Origin of the sequence: Mycoplana rhizolycopersici (genome assembly GCF_013378445.1) — a bacterium.
GTDB classification, from domain to species: Bacteria; Pseudomonadota; Alphaproteobacteria; order Rhizobiales; family Rhizobiaceae; genus Mycoplana; species Mycoplana rhizolycopersici.
This window is the reverse complement of sequence record NZ_JABXYK010000012.1, coordinates 35723-51537: the sequence shown is the minus strand read 5'-3', so window position 1 is coordinate 51537 and position 15815 is coordinate 35723. Positions and strand designations below refer to the sequence as shown.

Sequence of the window (15815 nt, the reverse complement as noted above, 5' to 3'; positions counted from 1 at the left end):
GCCGGTTTCGCAAGTCGATCGGACTGCCAGGTGTCTGCCGCCAGCCGGATAGCCCACGCACCGTCAGCCGGCACGCCCCCTGCGCCGCCAGTTGCCCGGCGTCTCCCCGGTCATCTCGGAAAAGACCCGCGTGAGATGGCTCTGGTCGGCAAAGCCGCATGCGGCCGCCACTTCGGCGATCGGCATGTCGGACTTCAAAAGGTCGCGGGCGCGCGCGACGCGATATTCCGTCAGCCACCGGTAGGGCGTCTTTCCGAACGTCTCGCGGAAGGCCTTGATGAAATAGCTGCGCGACAGCTCGCACGCCTGCGCAAGTTCGGCGATCGAGATCTGGCTGTTCGCCCGGCCGGCAAGCAGCTCCGTCGCCCGTTTCTCCTGCCAAGAAGCCAGCGTTCCCCTCTTGCGCGGCGGGAAATGCACGCCGCCATATCTCTGCGTGAGATGGGTCAGCAGAGCCATGCCGATGTGCTCCAGAAACAGCTGTCCGGCGTCCTGCGGGCTTTCCAGCGCCGGCAGCAATGCCTGCGCTATGCCGAGAACCACACCGTCCTTCTTCCCGGCGACGCTTTCCAGCCCGGAGTATTCCAGCCGTCCGGCCTCGGCGGCAAATTCACGCAATTGCGCAAATGGCAGGTGGAAGCGGATGTTGTCGAACGGAGAGAGGTGATGGCATTGCCAGCTTTCCCGCAGGTCCGTGACGGCAAGCGCGCCGCGCTCGTGCCCGCCGTCATGGACAAGCACCCCCTCCCGCCACAGCCGGTGCCGCCTGAAGTCGGCGAGCTGGATGATGGCGCTGAAGGCCTCCTGCCGGGCAGACGCAGGCATCGGCGCGAGATCGTCGCCGCCGTAGCGCAGACGCGTGATCTCGATTCCGGAAACCGTGATGCTCGATCTGGATAGTGAGTCCGGCATTTCATGCCCTTGTCGAATTTCGAAACCTGTGCCGCCAGGGCCCGTCCGGGCGTCACGCTGCGATCGGATCATAGCGGGATACGGCTGCTATTGCAGCCGCGTCATCCGCCAGACGGCCGGCGGCATGCCCGTCGCTTTGGCAAAAACCCTGTTGAACTGCGCCTGGTCGGAAAAACCGCATTCGCCGGCAATCGTCTTCAGCGACAGCGTGCGCTGCGCAAGAAGCTCTTTCGCGCGCGCCACCCGCGATCCGTTCACCCATTGCGCGAGCGTGCACCCGACCGCCTTCTGGAAGCTCTGCGCAAAGCAACTGGCCGGCAGCCCGGCCGCCGCTGCAATGGCCGACACCGGGATGGCCGAACGGCTCAGGTTTCTGGCGATATACGTCTTCGCAGCGACTTCCTGCCCCGCCGACAGAGAAGCGGCGAATGTTCCATCGCGTGACGTCCGGCCTGCGCCATAGCGGTGCAGGAGATGCCCGCAAAGCGCGATGGCCATGTGCTTGAACGTCACCGGCAGTGGCGCTTGCCCCCTGTCGAACATGGCGAGAAAGGCGGTTCCCAGATTTGCGATCACCGCGTCGCTCTCGCCGCGCCGGCATTCGAGCCTGCCGTCGCTCGTACCGGGCGCGATCTGGTCGAGCTCCTCGAACAGCGCCTTTGGAACAATGAAACCCAGCGAATCCAGAGTGCTGGAGAGACGGATGACGGCCCCATCCGCGAGATGCACGAGACAGATCGAGCCTTGAGGATAGCGCCTCGTTCCGGTGGACGAGCCGTCATGCAGGACGTCGCAATGCGCCACGTCTTCGAGGTACAACATCACGAAATAGGCGTCCTGGGGGGGGATGGTCAGTACCCTCGCCTCGCCCGGCGCGACCTCGCAATGCAGGCGGCTGACCGAGAAGCGGGCCTTCCCGATCGGGGCGGTCACGCAACGCGGCGCTTCGGCAAAGCCGAAATACGGCCCGTGACGTGCGGTATCGTGCAGGAATGAGGTCAACGCTTCCGCTTCTCCCGGCCGGCGCCTTGCTTGCAGATCACCGATCCGACTTTGTTGACGCGAACATAGTTCGACGATTTCGGGCTGGCAACGCATCAGGGGGTCGCAAGGACCCGAACTGCGGCCATCCGCGCAAGTTCGTGTCCATATCGTGCAAAACAGGCTCCCATCGTACAAGATGGGCGGAGCCGGTTGGACCAGTATCCAGACCCAATGCCCGAGATCGAGACCCGGGATGCATGAAGAGGTGATCGGATGGATCAGCAGGTCGTTGATCGCACACGGGACAGGATCGGCTTCGTCGGCTCGGGCTGGGGCGCCCACCGGTACCGCACGGCTGCGGCCATTGCGCTGGCCACAGTCATTTTCGCCATCGACAGTTTCACCTCGCTCGGCAGCGCTGTGGCAGTGCTCTACGTGCTGGTCATCGTCATTGCCGGCGACGTCGGCGACAGGCGCGCGATCAGGTTTTGCTCCGCCGTTTGCATCCTGCTGACGGTCATCAGCTTCATCGCCGTTCACGGCTTTCATTCCGACACCCAGGCGCTGCTGCGTCTTCTGTTCAGCTTGTCGGCCAACCTCGTGACGACAGCACTGCTTCTTCGCCGCCGCAACGATCTCATCGCCCTGAAGGGCCAGGCGCGCCTGCTCGAATTGACCAGCGATGCGATCTTTCTCAGGGATGCTGCCGGAAAGGTCATTTACTGGAACCGCGGCGCGGAAGCGCTCTATGGCTGGTCGGAGAAGGAAGCGATCGGCAGGGATGCCGACCAATTGCTTCCCGCAACCTTCCCCATCTCGCGCAACGAGGCGGAATTTTCGCTCCTTGCCAATGGCAGCTGGCAGGGCGAACTCGTCGTTCGCACAAAGAGCGGCCGCACCGTCGACATCTTCACGCGCTGGCAACTCGAGCGCAACACCAGCCGCGGCATCGAGACCGTGCTGGAAACGGCGATAGACATCTCCGAGAGGAAGGCGTCCGAAGCGGCCTTGAAGGCCAGTGAGCACAGGTACCGCACGATCTTCGAAACGCTGGCGGTGGCGGTCTGGGAGCACGACCTGCGGGACGTCAAGGCTGAACTGTCGGCCCTGCGCGCACGCGGCGTTACCGACGTCCGCAAATACCTCGCCGAGCACCCGGAATTCGTGAGGCGGATGCGAAGGCTTGTCCGCGTCACCGACGTCAACGAGACCGCCCTGAAACTGATGGATATCGAGCGCAAGCAGGATTTCTTTTCCCGTCTCGATGAGTTCCTGCCGGACAGCGACACGACCTTTGCGCAATGCCTCGTTGCGATCGACGAGGGGCATCCGACGTTTCAGGCCGAAACCACCGTCGTCAACCGCTCGGGCCGCATCATCCCCGTCATCGTCATGCTCAGCTTCCCGCCGGACGGCACGCCGCTGGACCGGATTCAGGCCAGCGTCATCGACATCACCGAGCGGCTCGACTTCCAGGAAGCACTGGAAACTTCGCGGCGGGAACTCGAGAGTGCGTCACGGGCGGCGATGATCGGCGAGATCTCGGCCTCGATCGCCCACGAGGTCAACCAGCCGCTGGCCGCCATCATGGCCTTCGTCCAGGCGGCGCAACGCTGGCTCAAGCGCGACCAGCCCGATCTGGAGGAAGCCCGCCTGGCGCTCAACGAGGCGATCGTCTCGACGGAGCACGCCTCCGAGGTCGTCAAGCGTGTGCGGATGCTGCTGGGCAAGGCCAAGCCGGACACGGGCGAAGTGGCGGTCGATGCCGCGGTTTTCGAGGCAATCAGCCTCAAGCGCAAGGAACTTGCAGCCCACGACGTCGACCTCGAGGTGGATCTGCGCGCCGGACCCGCGCTGATCCAGGCAGACCGGGTGCTGCTGCAGCAGACGTTCCTGAACGTCATCACCAATGCCATGCAGGCGATGGAAATGGCGGGGTCGCCGGAACGCAAGCTGACGATCCGCACGCAGGTCGACGACGAGGGCCTGCTGATCGGCTTTGCCGACACCGGCAGCGGAATCGATGCCGAGACCGGGGAAGCGCTGTTCAAGGCCTTCAACACGACGAAACCCAACGGCATGGGACTGGGCCTTGCCATGTGCCGCTCGATCGTCACCGCCCATGGCGGCACGATTTCGCTCTCCAACCGGGGCGACAGGAAGGGTGCGGTGGTGGAGATCCGTATTCCCGGCGGCATCTATTATCCCGCGGCGGAAGGTCCCGTTCACGCGGCAGCGCCCTCGGTCTGAACTATACCCGGGTTTGCCCCGGCAAACCCGGGTATGATTGAATGCCTGCCCTCTGCTTGCGATCCTGCCCGAAATGGCGATGGAGTGAGAGAGATGACAAACAAGCGTCCCGAAGGCATCGAACAGTATGACGCGCCGGCCGGTGGCTGGGGGGCGTTGAAGGCGGTCGCCAGCACCCTGGCACATCAGCAGATCGTGGCCCAGGGAACAGCCACGCTTCTCAAGGCCAACCAGCCGGAGGGGTTCGACTGCCCCGGCTGCGCCTGGCCCGACCCGAAGCACACCTCCTCCTTCGAATTCTGCGAGAACGGCGCGAAGGCGATCACATGGGAATCGACGGCCAAGCGTGTGCTGCCCGAATTCTTTGCGGAGAACACCGTCAGCTCGCTCTGGCACTGGACCGACCATCAACTGGAAGACCAGGGACGCCTGACACATCCGATGATCTTCGACCATGACAGCGATCGTTACCTGCCGATTTCCTGGGAGGATGCGTTTGCGATCATCGGGGCAGAGCTGGGCAAGCTGGAAAGCCCGAACGAGGCCGAGTTCTATACTTCCGGCCGCGCGTCAAACGAGGCCGCGTTCCTCTACCAGCTGTTCGTGCGCGCCTTCGGCACCAACAACTTCCCCGACTGTTCCAACATGTGTCACGAGGCAACCAGCGTCGGGCTGCCGCAGTCCATCGGCGTCGGCAAAGGCACCGTGACGCTGGAGGATTTCGATTCCGCCGATGCGATCTTCAGCTTCGGCCACAATCCCGGCACCAACCACCCCCGCATGATGACGACGCTGCACAATGCGTCCCGACGCGGCGTTCCCATCATCGTCTTCAATCCGCTGAAGGAACGCGCGCTGGAAAAGTTTGCAGCCCCGCAGAACCCGGTCGAAATGGCCACGCTGTCATCGACGCCCATCGCCTCGGCCTACCATCAGGTCCGGGCCGGCGGCGATCTCGCGGCATTGAAAGGCATCATGAAGATCGTCCTCGAAAAGGATGCGGCAGCGCTTGCTGCCGGCCGGCACGGCATCATCGACCGGGCCTTCATCGAAGAGCACACGCAAGGGTTCGAGGCGTTCCGCAAGGACATGGAGCAAGCGCCATGGGACCGGATTCTCGCCGTCTCCGGCCTGACCTATGAAGCACTGGAGAGTGCCGCCGATGTCTACATCAACGCGGAGAACGTGATCCTCTGCTATGGCATGGGCATCACCCAGCATCGCCACGGCACCGCCAACGTGCAGCAGATCGCCAACTTCCTGATGCTCCGAGGCAATATCGGCCGGACCGGCGCCGGCATCTGCCCCCTGCGCGGCCATTCAAACGTCCAGGGCAACCGCACCGTCGGCATCACCGAGATTCCCGGGCCGTCGCTTGCGGACGGCATCGAGCGCGCCTTCGGTTTCCGCCCCTCGATCACCAAGGGCCACAATGCCGTCGAGACGGCCGAAGCCATCATCGACGGAAGGTCCAGGGCGCTCGTCTGTCTCGGCGGCAACCTCGCCGTTGCGATGCCAGATCCGGGCGCGATCTTCGCGGGCATGCGCAAGCTCGACTTGGCCGTCCACATCGCCACCAAGCTCAACCGGTCGCACCTTCTGACCGCGAAGGTCTCGATCGTGCTGCCGTGCTTCGGCCGCACCGACCTCGATACGCAGGCCTCGGGCCCGCAGTCGGTGACGGTCGAGGATTCGATGTCGATGGTGCATGCCTCCAGGGGCTTTCTCAACCCCCCAAGCGAGATGCTGAGATCGGAGCCGGCGATCATCGCCGGCATCGCCAAGGCGACGCTCGGCGACCGTCACGGCATCGACTGGGACGTCCTGATTGCCGACTATGACCGCATCCGGGAAAAGATCGAAGTCGTCTTCCCCGACTTCAACGACTTCAACAAACGCATCCGCGTGCCCGGTGGCTTTCGCCTTGACGTCGCCGCTTCGGACCGGCGCTGGAAGACGCCGTCCGGCAAGGCGGTCTTCCTGCTTGCCCCGGGGCTGGACGAAGATCCGCGACAGGGCGACCCGGACGCCCTCGTGCTCACGACGTTGCGCAGCCACGACCAGTACAACACGACGGTCTACGGCCTCAACGACCGTTACCGCGGCGTCTTCGGGCGCAGGGACGTCGTTTTCATGAACCGGCACGACCTTGCGGCGCGAGGCCTGTCGGAAGGCGACCTGATCGACGTCAGCTCCCTCGTCGCATCGGATGGCGCCCCCCGCACCGTCAGCGGCTACACGGCCGTGGCCTACGACATTCCGAGAGGATCGATTGCCGGCTACTATCCGGAGATGAACACCGTGGTTGCGCTCAGCGACTATGATCCGGCATCGGGCACGCCGGCCTACAAGGGCGTCCCCGTGAAGGTCGTGCGATCCGGCCTTGCATGAGGCGTATCGTACTTACCGCAAAGCGTAGGTCTGGCAGCGCATCGCCAGTCCAGCCGGCCGACAAATTACGGATCACGCAACGCCTTCACATAGCGCTACGCATGGGCCGCGCAGCCGGAAACGAACACGAATACGCCCGACAGCAGCGCCAGGGAGACTGCGGTCTGCACGCGGCGCGACTTGGCCGGAACGAGCGTCGACAGCAGCACCAAGAGCATCGCGCCGGTCGCATTCGTCTGACGCAGCATCCTGCTCACCTCGTCGCGGCCGATGCCGATGTCGCGCAGCCGCCAGTCGTCGAGACGCGAAAGTGCCCTCAACTCGCGCTCCCGATGACGCTCGTGGCGCAGGGTAGTGACCGCATCCTCGATGAAAGCGAAAAAGTTAAACATGTCGTGTCTCCCCAAACCGTTGTCGATTGCGGGGACTTATCGATGAAAGGCGTTTCAAGCGGTTGTCGTTCGGCAGGCGTTTTGTTGCAACGGCGCGTCAGGGATCGAAGACATAGCCCTCGCCGCGTACCGTGCGCAGAAGCGGGGCGTGCCCGGCCGCTTCTGCGAGCTTACGGCGCAGGCGGGCGATGCGGATGTCGACGCTTCGGTCGGCCTCCCCGAGCGGCCGGCCATGCGCCAGTTCGCACAGGCGGTCGCGCGACAGCACCTGCCGCGGATGCCGCGCAAAGGTCTCGAGCAGGTCGAATTCCATGGAACTGATGACGATTTCCACCCCGGCGCCATCGAACAGCCGCCGCCCGTCCGGATCCAGTCGAAACGCGCCGAAGGCAAGCCCGACCGGCTGACGGATCGACGGCGGCGCAGGCGCCGGCAATCGCCGCAGGACGCTGCGCAGCCGTGCCAGCAGTTCCCGCAGTTCGAAGGGCTTGACGATATAGTCGTCCGCCCCGTAGCTCAGCCCGGCAACCTTGCTCGTCTCGTCCGCATTGGCCGTCAGCATCACGATCCCCATGCGTTCCGCTCGCCCGCGCAGGCGCCGCACGATCGACAGGCCGTCCTCGCCGGGCATGTTGACGTCGAGAACGATCGCCGCCGGCCGCCGCGCCGCCAGGAGCCGGTCCAGCGCCACCCCGCTTTCCGCAGCGCTCACCGCAAACCCCTGCAGGGACAGGTAGTCCTCGATCATGCCGCGCAGCCCGGGCTCGTCGTCGACCACGAAGATTTCCGGCAGTGGGGAGGCAACCGCTAACGACATCACGAGACCCGCGTGGCTGGAGGAATATTGTCAGTGGCCGACATCAGCGGGCGCAGGGCCTCGCGCAACGTCGGCAGATCGATCGGCTTTTCCACGATGGTGATGCCGGCAGCACCAAGATTGACGTCCGCAGACAAGGCATCCCCGGTCATGATGAGCACGCGCCCGGCAAGCGACGAGCGGTGTTCACCGACGAAGGCCAAAAGGCGCTCGCCGCTCATGTCGGGCATGCGAAGGTCCGTCAGTATCGCATCGAATGCCCCGGTCAGGATCGCCCGTCGCGCCGCCGGACCGTCGGGCGCCACGGTTACATCGACCCCTTCGGCGGAAAGCGCCTCGGAAATGTAGTGGGCAATCGCCGGCTCGTCGTCGACCACCAATATGCGCCCGGACAGGCGGAACGCCCCGGCTTCGGTCGCGTTGGCCGTGTGCGGCGTCATCTCGGTCCTGGGCAGCGACACCCGGCACAGCGTGCCGCCCCCGTCCGCGGGTTCGAGCGACATCGCCCCGCCATGGGCCTTGACGATGCCGAGGCACACCGAGAGGCCGATACCGGTGCCGACGCCCTGCGGTTTGGTCGTGAAGAAGGGTTCGAAAGCCCGCTGGCGGACGGTCTCGTCGATGCCGGGACCGCTGTCGCGCAGGTCGATAACGATTTCGTTGCCGGCCACATCCGTTTTCAGCAACAGCCGGCGTGGGCCGTCCTGATCCATCATCGCCTGCTGCGCATTCAGGAGAACGTTCATGAACACCTGATGCAACTGGTCGGCATCGGCCAGCACCGGCGGCAGCGCCGGCCGGAAGCGCTCGCGCTCGATGACGATACCGTTGCTGCGCAGCCCGTAGGCGGCAAGCTCCGTCACGTCGTCGAGGACCTTCTCGATATCGACGCACCGCTTCTCCACCGGCTTGGAGCGGGCCATGGCGAGGAAGGTGCGCACGATGCGCGCGCAACGCTCCGCGGCAAGCTGGACCTCCTTCGTCCGTCGCTTCGTCGGCTCGTCGGCTGCCAGCTCGTGAAGCATGCCGGCATAGCCGACCACGATCGAGAGCGGGTTGTTCAGTTCATGGGCGACGCCTGCGAGGAGCGAGCCGAGTGCTGCCAGCTTTTCGTTCTGATGCAGGGCCTCCTTCTGCCGGTCCAGTTCTTCCTCCGCCAGCTTCTGTGGCGTCTGGTCGACGACGAAGACCCCGACCCCCTCCACGCCGCCGTCCTGCGCCCTCAGCGGGAAGCGGATGAACAGGCTGTGCAGAAAGGGAGCAAGCGAGGGATGGTATTGCTCCTCCACCTGGACCTCGCCAGTCACAAGGACCTCCCTGACGGAGCGATCCATCATTTCCGCCTCGGCGACTGGAATGATTTCCGCGGTCGTGCGCCCGATCAGCTCCGCTTCGCTGTGCTTCAGCCGCTTGACCGTCTCCGGATTGGCCATGGTGAACCGGCCGTTTCGGTCCTTCGACAGAATGGCGACGGGCGCATGTTTCATGAAGGCGGCCATGCGGGCCTCGCTTGCCCGCAGCCCCTCTTCGGCCAGCTTTCGCTCGGTGATGTCGCGGCCGATGGACTGCATTTCCACCAGATTGCCCGCCTCGTCGAAAATGCCCGTATCGGTCCATTCCTCCCACCTAATGGAACCACCGGTCGGCGCCAGGCTTCGGAAGACGATGGTGCTCGAAGGATGCTCCGGCGTGAGCGACAGGACATGTTCCCGGTGCCTGCCGCGATCCTCGGGGATGATGAGATCGAAGTCGCTGCTTTCCCGCTTGAGAAGCCGCTCCTTCGACGTGCCCATGTATCGGCAATAGGCGTCGTTGACGAAGGTCGTGGTTCCGTCGGGCGTATAGCGGGCGACGAATTCCGTCTGCGTATCGACCACGGTGCGATAGCGCTCCTCGCTCTCGCGCAGCCGGATTTCCGCCTGCTTGGCGGCGGTGACGTCGCGCAGCAGCACCACTTCGCCGCCCATGGGCATCCCGTGCCGGCGACCGGTGATCCACTGCCCTTTGAAGAGCACCGGCTCCGCCTCCTTGTCGCCGTGTCGTCCGATCAGCGCCGACAGGCATGCAGATATGCCCGCCGCGTCGGTTTCCTGCAGAAGCTCGGTGAAGGCCCTGTTGACGACGACAGGGCGGCCGTCGCCGTCGAAGATGGCAAAGCCGTCCACGAGGCTGGAGGTCGCCGCCAGCAGTCGCGCCTCGCTCTCCTCCAGCCGCGCGCGATACTTGCGGCTGTTGGTGAAAGCGATCGCGATCGCGTCGAAATGCTCGCGCCATGTCTCGGGGACCCTCGGCCGTTCGCACGTGCCGCCCGCCATATGATCGGCAACGTAACGGGCAAGCTTGATGCTGGGCCCGATGAAGGCACGGTGGAGAAAGAAGAGCGTCATCGCCAGCGCGCCGGCAAGACCGAGAAGGATCAGGCCGTAGGACACCATTTGCGGCGCCAGGTGTGCACGCATGTCGGCGGCGGGAACGACATAGGCGAGCCGAAACGGAGATCCTTCCAGTGACCGCGTGAGCAGCCAGTTGTCGCCGACGAGCGAGAAATTCGGCCTCTGCCCCTCGGGGATGGCGAGTGCTGCGACATGCTCGCGCATCAACTGCGGATCCCCACCGAACGCAACGCCATTGAGGCCGATGATCTCGCCGTTCTGGTCGAGAATGGCAAGCATCCCGATCGGCTGCTCCATGTGCCGGAGAATACCGTCGAACACAGACAGCAGTATATCCGTGCCGACAATGCCGCGAAAGCTATCACCCTCATAGATGGGGGCAGCATGGCTGATCATGCGGCCCGCCCCGCCCGCCTCCGCATAGATGCTCGTCCAATAAGCGCTACGGTGCGGATTGCGTCCGGGCACCCCCCGCTGGAAGACATCGTATGCAAGCCAGTTCCGCAGGAATCCGGCGGTATCCGCGCGCAGCCCCGGCGTCGCATCCAGCAACGCTTGCAGGGACGCTCCCGGAAGAAAGACGGCGAAGTCGCCGGCAGCCGAGATAAAGTAGCTCCAATGCGAACTCGAACCGAGCCGCCGCTCCAGCGAAAGCGTCGAAAGAAGCTCGAGCCCCGCCTGCACCGTGTCGGTCGCAGTATCCGGATTGTCCAGCAGGTCCGGCACCGCGACGAGATTGCCTCCCTCCGTCCCCGCCGCCGGCGAGGCCCATTCCAGCCCTTCGACCACCCTGCCATCCACCGTTGCCGAACTCTTGCGGATCTGCCCGGAAAGCGCGCCGACCGGACTTGCACCGGGATCGCCCAGCCGGTCCTCCATTGTCAGCCGCATGCGCGACAGCTCGCGGCTCGCCTCGGCCAGCATCGTCTCCAGCGCGTGCTGCTGCTCGCCGACAAGTGTTTCAAGCTCCGAGAGCAGGGCGGAGCGCTGGCGATCGAAATGGTCGCCAGCGAGGCCGACGATCAGGGCGAAAAGCGGCAGGGAACAGGCCAGCAGCAGCCAGGAGGAAGGACCGAAACCGGACACCCGTTGAGCCATGTTCGTCAGCAGCTCCCTTCCGGGCGATTCGTGTCGGAAAGCCGCCCCTCTGGATAACGATCAACGCGCATTGTTTCATCGAAATGTCGCGGCTGGCAAAGTGAAATCAGAGGCATGGCGAGAAAAACAGCCAACTACGATCCGAAATTTCAAAAAACAGCGGCCGAAAGTGTGCTTTCTGCAAGGAACATCTTCAGCAATGCTTTACATTCTCCGCCAAAGACGCTGGCATGCAAAGTCGAGCTGCCGGTAACTCTGGTGAAGAATAATGGCGGACCTGATCATCGTCGATGACGACCAGGCATTGCGGGACATGCTGGCCGACAGTCTTTCCATGGCGGGCCACGACATTCGTCTTGCCGGCGATGCCCGCGAGTTGGCAACGCACCTCGCCGGCCGCACGCCCGAACTCGTGCTCCTCGACGTCAGCCTGCCGGGAGAGGACGGCCTCAGCATCGCCAGGCGACTGCAGGCGCAAGGCGGCATCGGCATCGGCATCATCATGCTGACCGCGGCTGACGACGTCATCGATCGGATCGTCGGCCTTGAGATCGGCGCCGACGACTACGTCGTCAAGCCCTTCTCGATCGCCGAGCTGAAGGCCAGGATCGAGGCCGTCCTGCGCCGACGGCGGGCGCGAGGCGACAAGACCGTGCCGTTCGGCTCCTTCACGCTCGACCTTCGCAGCTGGCGCCTCCTGACGGCCGGCGGCAGTGACGTCGGCCTATTCCCGACCGAGATCGACCTCGTCGCCGCCTTCGCCACCAATCCCGGCAAGCTTCTGAGCCGCGACGAGATCCTGAAGCTCGCGCCGGCGCACGGTTCCGACCCCACTGACCGCAGCATCGACACCCGGATCGCCAGGCTTCGGCGCAAGCTGGAAGACAATGGAGCGGACGCGGACCTGATCGAGACCGCGCGCGGCAACGGCTACATCTACAAGGGCGCCCTCAGTCGTTGACAACGACGCTCCTCAACGCGGCAAGACGCCGTGCGTCATAATTTTCCGGCGAATTGAAAACGCCTCTTGCCAAACTTCAAGTCACTTAATACCGTGTTAAGTGAGGCATCGGGAGTAGGCGACATCGACGACGTCAGCTGCAAAAAGGAGATCTCCGTCGGCGGGAAAGTCAAGGCCTTTCGCACGGCGCGGCGCATGTCGCTTCGCGCGCTCGGCGAGGCGACCGGGACGACGGCCAGCTTCATCAGCCAGTTCGAACGCGGCCTGAGCGGGGCGAATACCAGCACGATGATGCGCATGGCCAGCGCGCTCGGCATCGGCATTTCGGACCTGTTCGACGAGAGCGAGGCACCGGTGCGCCAGGTGCTCCGCAAGGCCGACCGGCCCGCGCTGCCGGAAGCTGAGGGATATCGCAAGATGCTTCTGTCGCGGCGGCCGATCCGCGACGTGGAAGTCTATATCGGCGAGTTCGACATCGGCGGCTCGACGGGCGAACGGCCCTACAGCCATGGCGATACGCATGAAATGTTTTTTGTCATCAGGGGACATGTGGAACTGACGCTCGGCGACGAGCGGCATGAACTGTTTGCAGGCGACTGCATCGAGTATCCGACGTCAATACCGCACAAGACGGTGAATGTTGGGAACGAGGTGGCGGAAGTCGTCTGGATCATCGCTCCGCCCACCAGCGTGGCGGCAGAGCTTGATCAGTACCAGCCCCGGAAAAGCTCGCTACCGGGGTAGTAAAATGGCGGGCATAACTGGGAGACTTGAGCATGAAAACGATCAATTTCGGCCTCGCCATCATGATGGCATGCGCCGTTTCCGTTCCCGCGCTGGCACAGGACAAGCCTGTCGCCGGTGAAGTTGCCGAAGGTTCGCTGAAGGGCAAGACGCTGACCTTCGTCTCCTATGGCGGCATCTACCAGGACGGCCAGGTCGCCGCCCTTCAGGATTTCGTCCAGAAATCGGGTGTTACGCTTCTCAACGACGGCCCGACTGAGACGGCCAAGCTGCAGGCCCAGGTCGAATCCGGCAACGTCAGCTGGGATGTCGTCGATACCGCCGACCTGCCACCCTACGTCCATTGCGGCACGCTGTTCCAGAAGCTCGACTTCTCCAAGCTCGACATCTCGAAGATCCCCGAAGGCCAGGTGGGCGAATGCTCGGTGCCGGCCATGAACTACGGTGTCGTGCTGATGTACAAGAACGAGACCTACAAGGATAACCCGCCGACCAGCTGGAAGGATTTCTTCGACACCGAGAAGTTTCCGGGCGTACGCGCCATCGACGGCAGCGGCGATCCCGTCGGCGGCCTTATCGAACAGGGCTTCATCGCAGCCGGCGGCGACGTCAAGGCGATGACGGCCGACGATATCGAGAAGGGCATCGAGAAGATCCGCGCCCTCGGTCCCGACACCATCTACTGGAAGACCGGCGCGGAATCGCAGCAGCTGGCAGAATCCGGCGAAGCCGACATGGTCATGATGTGGACCGGCCGCGCCATGACGGCGGTGAAGAACGGCGCCCAGTACACGCCGGTATGGCAGGACTGGCTGGTGGTGATGGATCAGATGACGATTCCGGTCGGCGTCAAGGATCCGGACGCCTCCTATGCCCTGATCAATGCCTACCTCGGCAAGGCCGCGCAGGAGATCCTGACGGAGAAGACCTCCTATACGCCGATCAACCTCGACTCCAAGCCGAAGGTGGACGACGCGACGGCCGCCTTCCTCACCAACACGCCCGAGCGGATCAAGCAGGGCTTCCAGCAGAACATCCCGTTCTGGGTGAAGAACTTCGATCTCGCCAGCGAGAAATGGTCGGCTCTCCTCTCCGGGAACTGATCGGTCGCCGCAACTGAAAGCAAGATCCGGGCGAGCGCCTTAGTCGCCCGGATCCGCGAGCGTCAGGTAACACCGCGTCGACAGGAGAACGGCTTTGAGCGCCTTGCCCCAGACCGACAACCAGACCGCAGGCGAACGCGCGGCGGCGCGGCGGCTGAACCTGCGCGACGCAGGCTGGCTGGCAGCGCCGGCAGTGCTGCTGCTGGCCGCCGTGCTCGTCTATCCGCTGGCGATCATCGTTCTGCGCAGCTTCACCGAACCCGAACCGGGATTGCAGAACTACATCTGGTTCTTCGGCTCCTCCGTCAACATGGCGGTGCTCCAGCGCACCTTCGTCCTGTCAGGCTGGGTCACGCTAGCCTCCCTGATTTGCGCCTATCCCTATGCCTACGCCATGACCGTCGTCGGCAAGAACCTGCGCCTGATCCTGATCCTGTGCGTGCTCGTCCCGTTCTGGCTGAGCGGCGTGGTCAGGACGCTTGCTTGGGTCATCCTCCTGCAGGACTCCGGCGTCATAAACTCCTTTCTGCGCGGGCTCGGGCTGTCACCCGTCAAGCTCATCCGCACGCAGCTCGGCGTCGTCATCGGCATGACGCAGGTGCTGCTGCCCTTCATGATCCTGCCCATCTATTCGGTGATGAAGGGCATCGATACGAGGCTTCTGCAGGCTGCCCGCAGTCTCGGCGCGAAGCCCTGGCGGGCCTTCCTGCAGATCTATGTCCCGCTGTCCCTCCCCGGCATCTATGCCGGCGCGATCATCGTCTTCATCCTGTCGCTCGGCTTCTACATCACGCCAGCCCTCCTCGGCGGCCCGCGGAGCACCATGCTGTCCTCGCTCGTCCAGAACCAGGTACTCAGCCTGCTGAACTGGGGACGCGGCGGCGCAATGGGCGTCGTGCTGCTCGTCGCCACCTTCATCCTTCTGGCGATCGCGGCCCCGCTGATGCGCCAGAAGCACACGCAGACGCGGCGGGAGAAATGACCATGCAGCTCTCCTCCCGCATCTTCCTCGGCCTCTTCTGCCTGCTCGTGGCAATCCTGTTGCTCGCGCCGACGCTGGTCGTCATTCCGATGTCGTTCAATTCGAACAAGTCGCTGGCGTTTCCTCCCGCCGGCTTTTCCTGGCAGTGGTACGACAATTTCTTCACCAATCCGGAATGGCTGCTGAGCCTGCGCAACTCTTTCATGATCGCGACCGTCGTCGCGATCCTCGCAACAACGCTCGGCACGCTTGCAGCCTTCGGCGTCACCCGTGCGGCCGCCCGCACCGGCGGCCTCCTGAGGGCGATCCTGATCACCCCGATGGTGGTGCCGGGCGTGGTGCTGGCGATCGGCATCTACGCCGTCTACCTCGATACCGGGCTGGTGGGCACCATGGCCGGTTTCGTTTTCGCCCACACCATGCTGGCGATCCCCTTCGTCCTGATCGCCGTTTCCGCCAGCCTCGAGGTGTTCGACCGCAGGCTGGAGACGGCTGCCGCCAGCCTCGGCGCTGGAAAGCTGACGGTCTTCCGCACCGTCACCCTGCCGCTCATCCTGCCCGGCGTGCTCTCCGGCGCCCTGTTCGCCTTCATCACCTCCTTCGACGAAATCATCGTCGCGCTCTTCATCACGAGCCCCTACCTCAAGACGTTGCCGGTTCAGATCTACAGCAGCATCACCCGCGACGCGGACCCGACCGTGGCCGCCGTCGGAACTCTGCTTTTCCTTGCGACCTCGTTCATCATCGTTGCCGGCCTGCTGATCGGCATGCGCCGTGGAAGGACCTGA

Annotated in this window: 12 protein-coding genes; 7 read left to right on the top strand and 5 right to left on the bottom strand. The window is 64.1% G+C overall.

The annotated features are described in order from the left end of the window. Window positions 1-63: 63 nt before the first annotated feature. Both HV823_RS18570 and HV823_RS18565 read right to left on the bottom strand, forming a co-directional pair. Window positions 64-912: a helix-turn-helix domain-containing protein gene (locus HV823_RS18570; protein WP_176951234.1), complete on the bottom strand. Its 849-nt coding sequence runs from the start codon at window positions 910-912 to the stop codon at window positions 64-66. 87 nt (window positions 913-999) lie between these two features. Beyond that, on the bottom strand, window positions 1000-1914 hold the full coding sequence (locus HV823_RS18565; RefSeq protein ID WP_176951233.1) for a helix-turn-helix transcriptional regulator: 915 nt from the start codon (window positions 1912-1914) through the stop codon (window positions 1000-1002). A gap of 255 nt (window positions 1915-2169) precedes the next feature. Between HV823_RS18565 and HV823_RS18560 the strand changes: the two genes are divergently transcribed. Next, entirely contained in the window at window positions 2170-4146 is a 1977-nt protein-coding gene (locus HV823_RS18560; protein ID WP_176951232.1) for a PAS domain-containing sensor histidine kinase, read from the top strand. Window positions 4147-4239: 93 nt separating this feature from the next. Continuing rightward, on the top strand, window positions 4240-6537 hold the full coding sequence (locus HV823_RS18555; RefSeq protein WP_176951231.1) for an FdhF/YdeP family oxidoreductase: 2298 nt from the start codon (window positions 4240-4242) through the stop codon (window positions 6535-6537). Between the two features lie 95 nt (window positions 6538-6632). Here HV823_RS18555 and HV823_RS18550 read toward each other — a convergent pair whose 3' ends face one another. The 3 genes from HV823_RS18550 to HV823_RS18540 all read right to left on the bottom strand — a co-directional run bounded on the left by HV823_RS18550 (window position 6633) and on the right by HV823_RS18540 (window position 11237). Next, window positions 6633-6929: a DUF1127 domain-containing protein gene (locus tag HV823_RS18550; protein WP_176951230.1), complete on the bottom strand. Its 297-nt coding sequence runs from the start codon at window positions 6927-6929 to the stop codon at window positions 6633-6635. Window positions 6930-7026: 97 nt separating this feature from the next. Continuing rightward, window positions 7027-7746 (bottom strand): response regulator, encoded by a 720-nt coding sequence (locus tag HV823_RS18545; RefSeq protein ID WP_176951229.1) that lies wholly within the window; start codon window positions 7744-7746, stop codon window positions 7027-7029. Continuing rightward, window positions 7746-11237 (bottom strand): PAS domain S-box protein, encoded by a 3492-nt coding sequence (locus tag HV823_RS18540; protein ID WP_176951228.1) that lies wholly within the window; start codon window positions 11235-11237, stop codon window positions 7746-7748. Before HV823_RS18540 ends, HV823_RS18545 begins: the two co-directional genes overlap by 1 nt. A 268-nt stretch (window positions 11238-11505) precedes the next feature. On the opposite strand from HV823_RS18540, the gene HV823_RS18535 reads away from it, so the two are divergent. From HV823_RS18535 to HV823_RS18515, 5 genes are all read left to right on the top strand, one after another. Continuing rightward, the gene (locus tag HV823_RS18535; RefSeq protein ID WP_176951227.1) at window positions 11506-12198 is read left to right on the top strand and encodes a response regulator; all 693 of its coding nucleotides are present in this window, start codon (window positions 11506-11508) and stop codon (window positions 12196-12198) included. A gap of 93 nt (window positions 12199-12291) precedes the next feature. Further along, window positions 12292-12942, top strand: a complete 651-nt coding sequence (locus HV823_RS18530; protein WP_425487678.1) for a helix-turn-helix domain-containing protein — start codon at window positions 12292-12294, stop codon at window positions 12940-12942. A 32-nt stretch (window positions 12943-12974) separates the two neighbouring features. Further along, window positions 12975-14045, top strand: a complete 1071-nt coding sequence (locus tag HV823_RS18525) for an extracellular solute-binding protein (RefSeq protein WP_176951225.1) — start codon at window positions 12975-12977, stop codon at window positions 14043-14045. A gap of 94 nt (window positions 14046-14139) precedes the next feature. Then, window positions 14140-15027 carry an ABC transporter permease gene (locus HV823_RS18520; RefSeq protein WP_210270858.1) on the top strand — a complete coding sequence of 296 codons (888 nt, stop codon included), beginning with the start codon at window positions 14140-14142 and terminating at the stop codon, window positions 15025-15027. Beyond that, window positions 15024-15815: an ABC transporter permease gene (locus HV823_RS18515; RefSeq protein WP_176951224.1), complete on the top strand. Its 792-nt coding sequence runs from the start codon at window positions 15024-15026 to the stop codon at window positions 15813-15815. The genes HV823_RS18520 and HV823_RS18515 overlap by 4 nt, the downstream gene beginning before the upstream one ends.

What these genes read in the sequence shown, in the direction of transcription:
- HV823_RS18570 (WP_176951234.1), bottom strand. Translation starts at nt 912, where the DNA reads ATGCCGGACTCACTATCCAGATCGAGCATCACGGTTTCCGGAATCGAG.
- HV823_RS18540 (WP_176951228.1), bottom strand. Translation starts at nt 11,237, where the DNA reads ATGGCTCAACGGGTGTCCGGTTTCGGTCCTTCCTCCTGGCTGCTGCTG.
- HV823_RS18515 (WP_176951224.1), top strand. Translation starts at nt 15,024, where the DNA reads ATGACCATGCAGCTCTCCTCCCGCATCTTCCTCGGCCTCTTCTGCCTG.
- HV823_RS18560 (WP_176951232.1), top strand. Translation starts at nt 2,170, where the DNA reads ATGGATCAGCAGGTCGTTGATCGCACACGGGACAGGATCGGCTTCGTC.
- HV823_RS18525 (WP_176951225.1), top strand. Translation starts at nt 12,975, where the DNA reads ATGAAAACGATCAATTTCGGCCTCGCCATCATGATGGCATGCGCCGTT.
- HV823_RS18550 (WP_176951230.1), bottom strand. Translation starts at nt 6,929, where the DNA reads ATGTTTAACTTTTTCGCTTTCATCGAGGATGCGGTCACTACCCTGCGC.
- HV823_RS18545 (WP_176951229.1), bottom strand. Translation starts at nt 7,746, where the DNA reads ATGTCGTTAGCGGTTGCCTCCCCACTGCCGGAAATCTTCGTGGTCGAC.
- HV823_RS18535 (WP_176951227.1), top strand. Translation starts at nt 11,506, where the DNA reads ATGGCGGACCTGATCATCGTCGATGACGACCAGGCATTGCGGGACATG.
- HV823_RS18555 (WP_176951231.1), top strand. Translation starts at nt 4,240, where the DNA reads ATGACAAACAAGCGTCCCGAAGGCATCGAACAGTATGACGCGCCGGCC.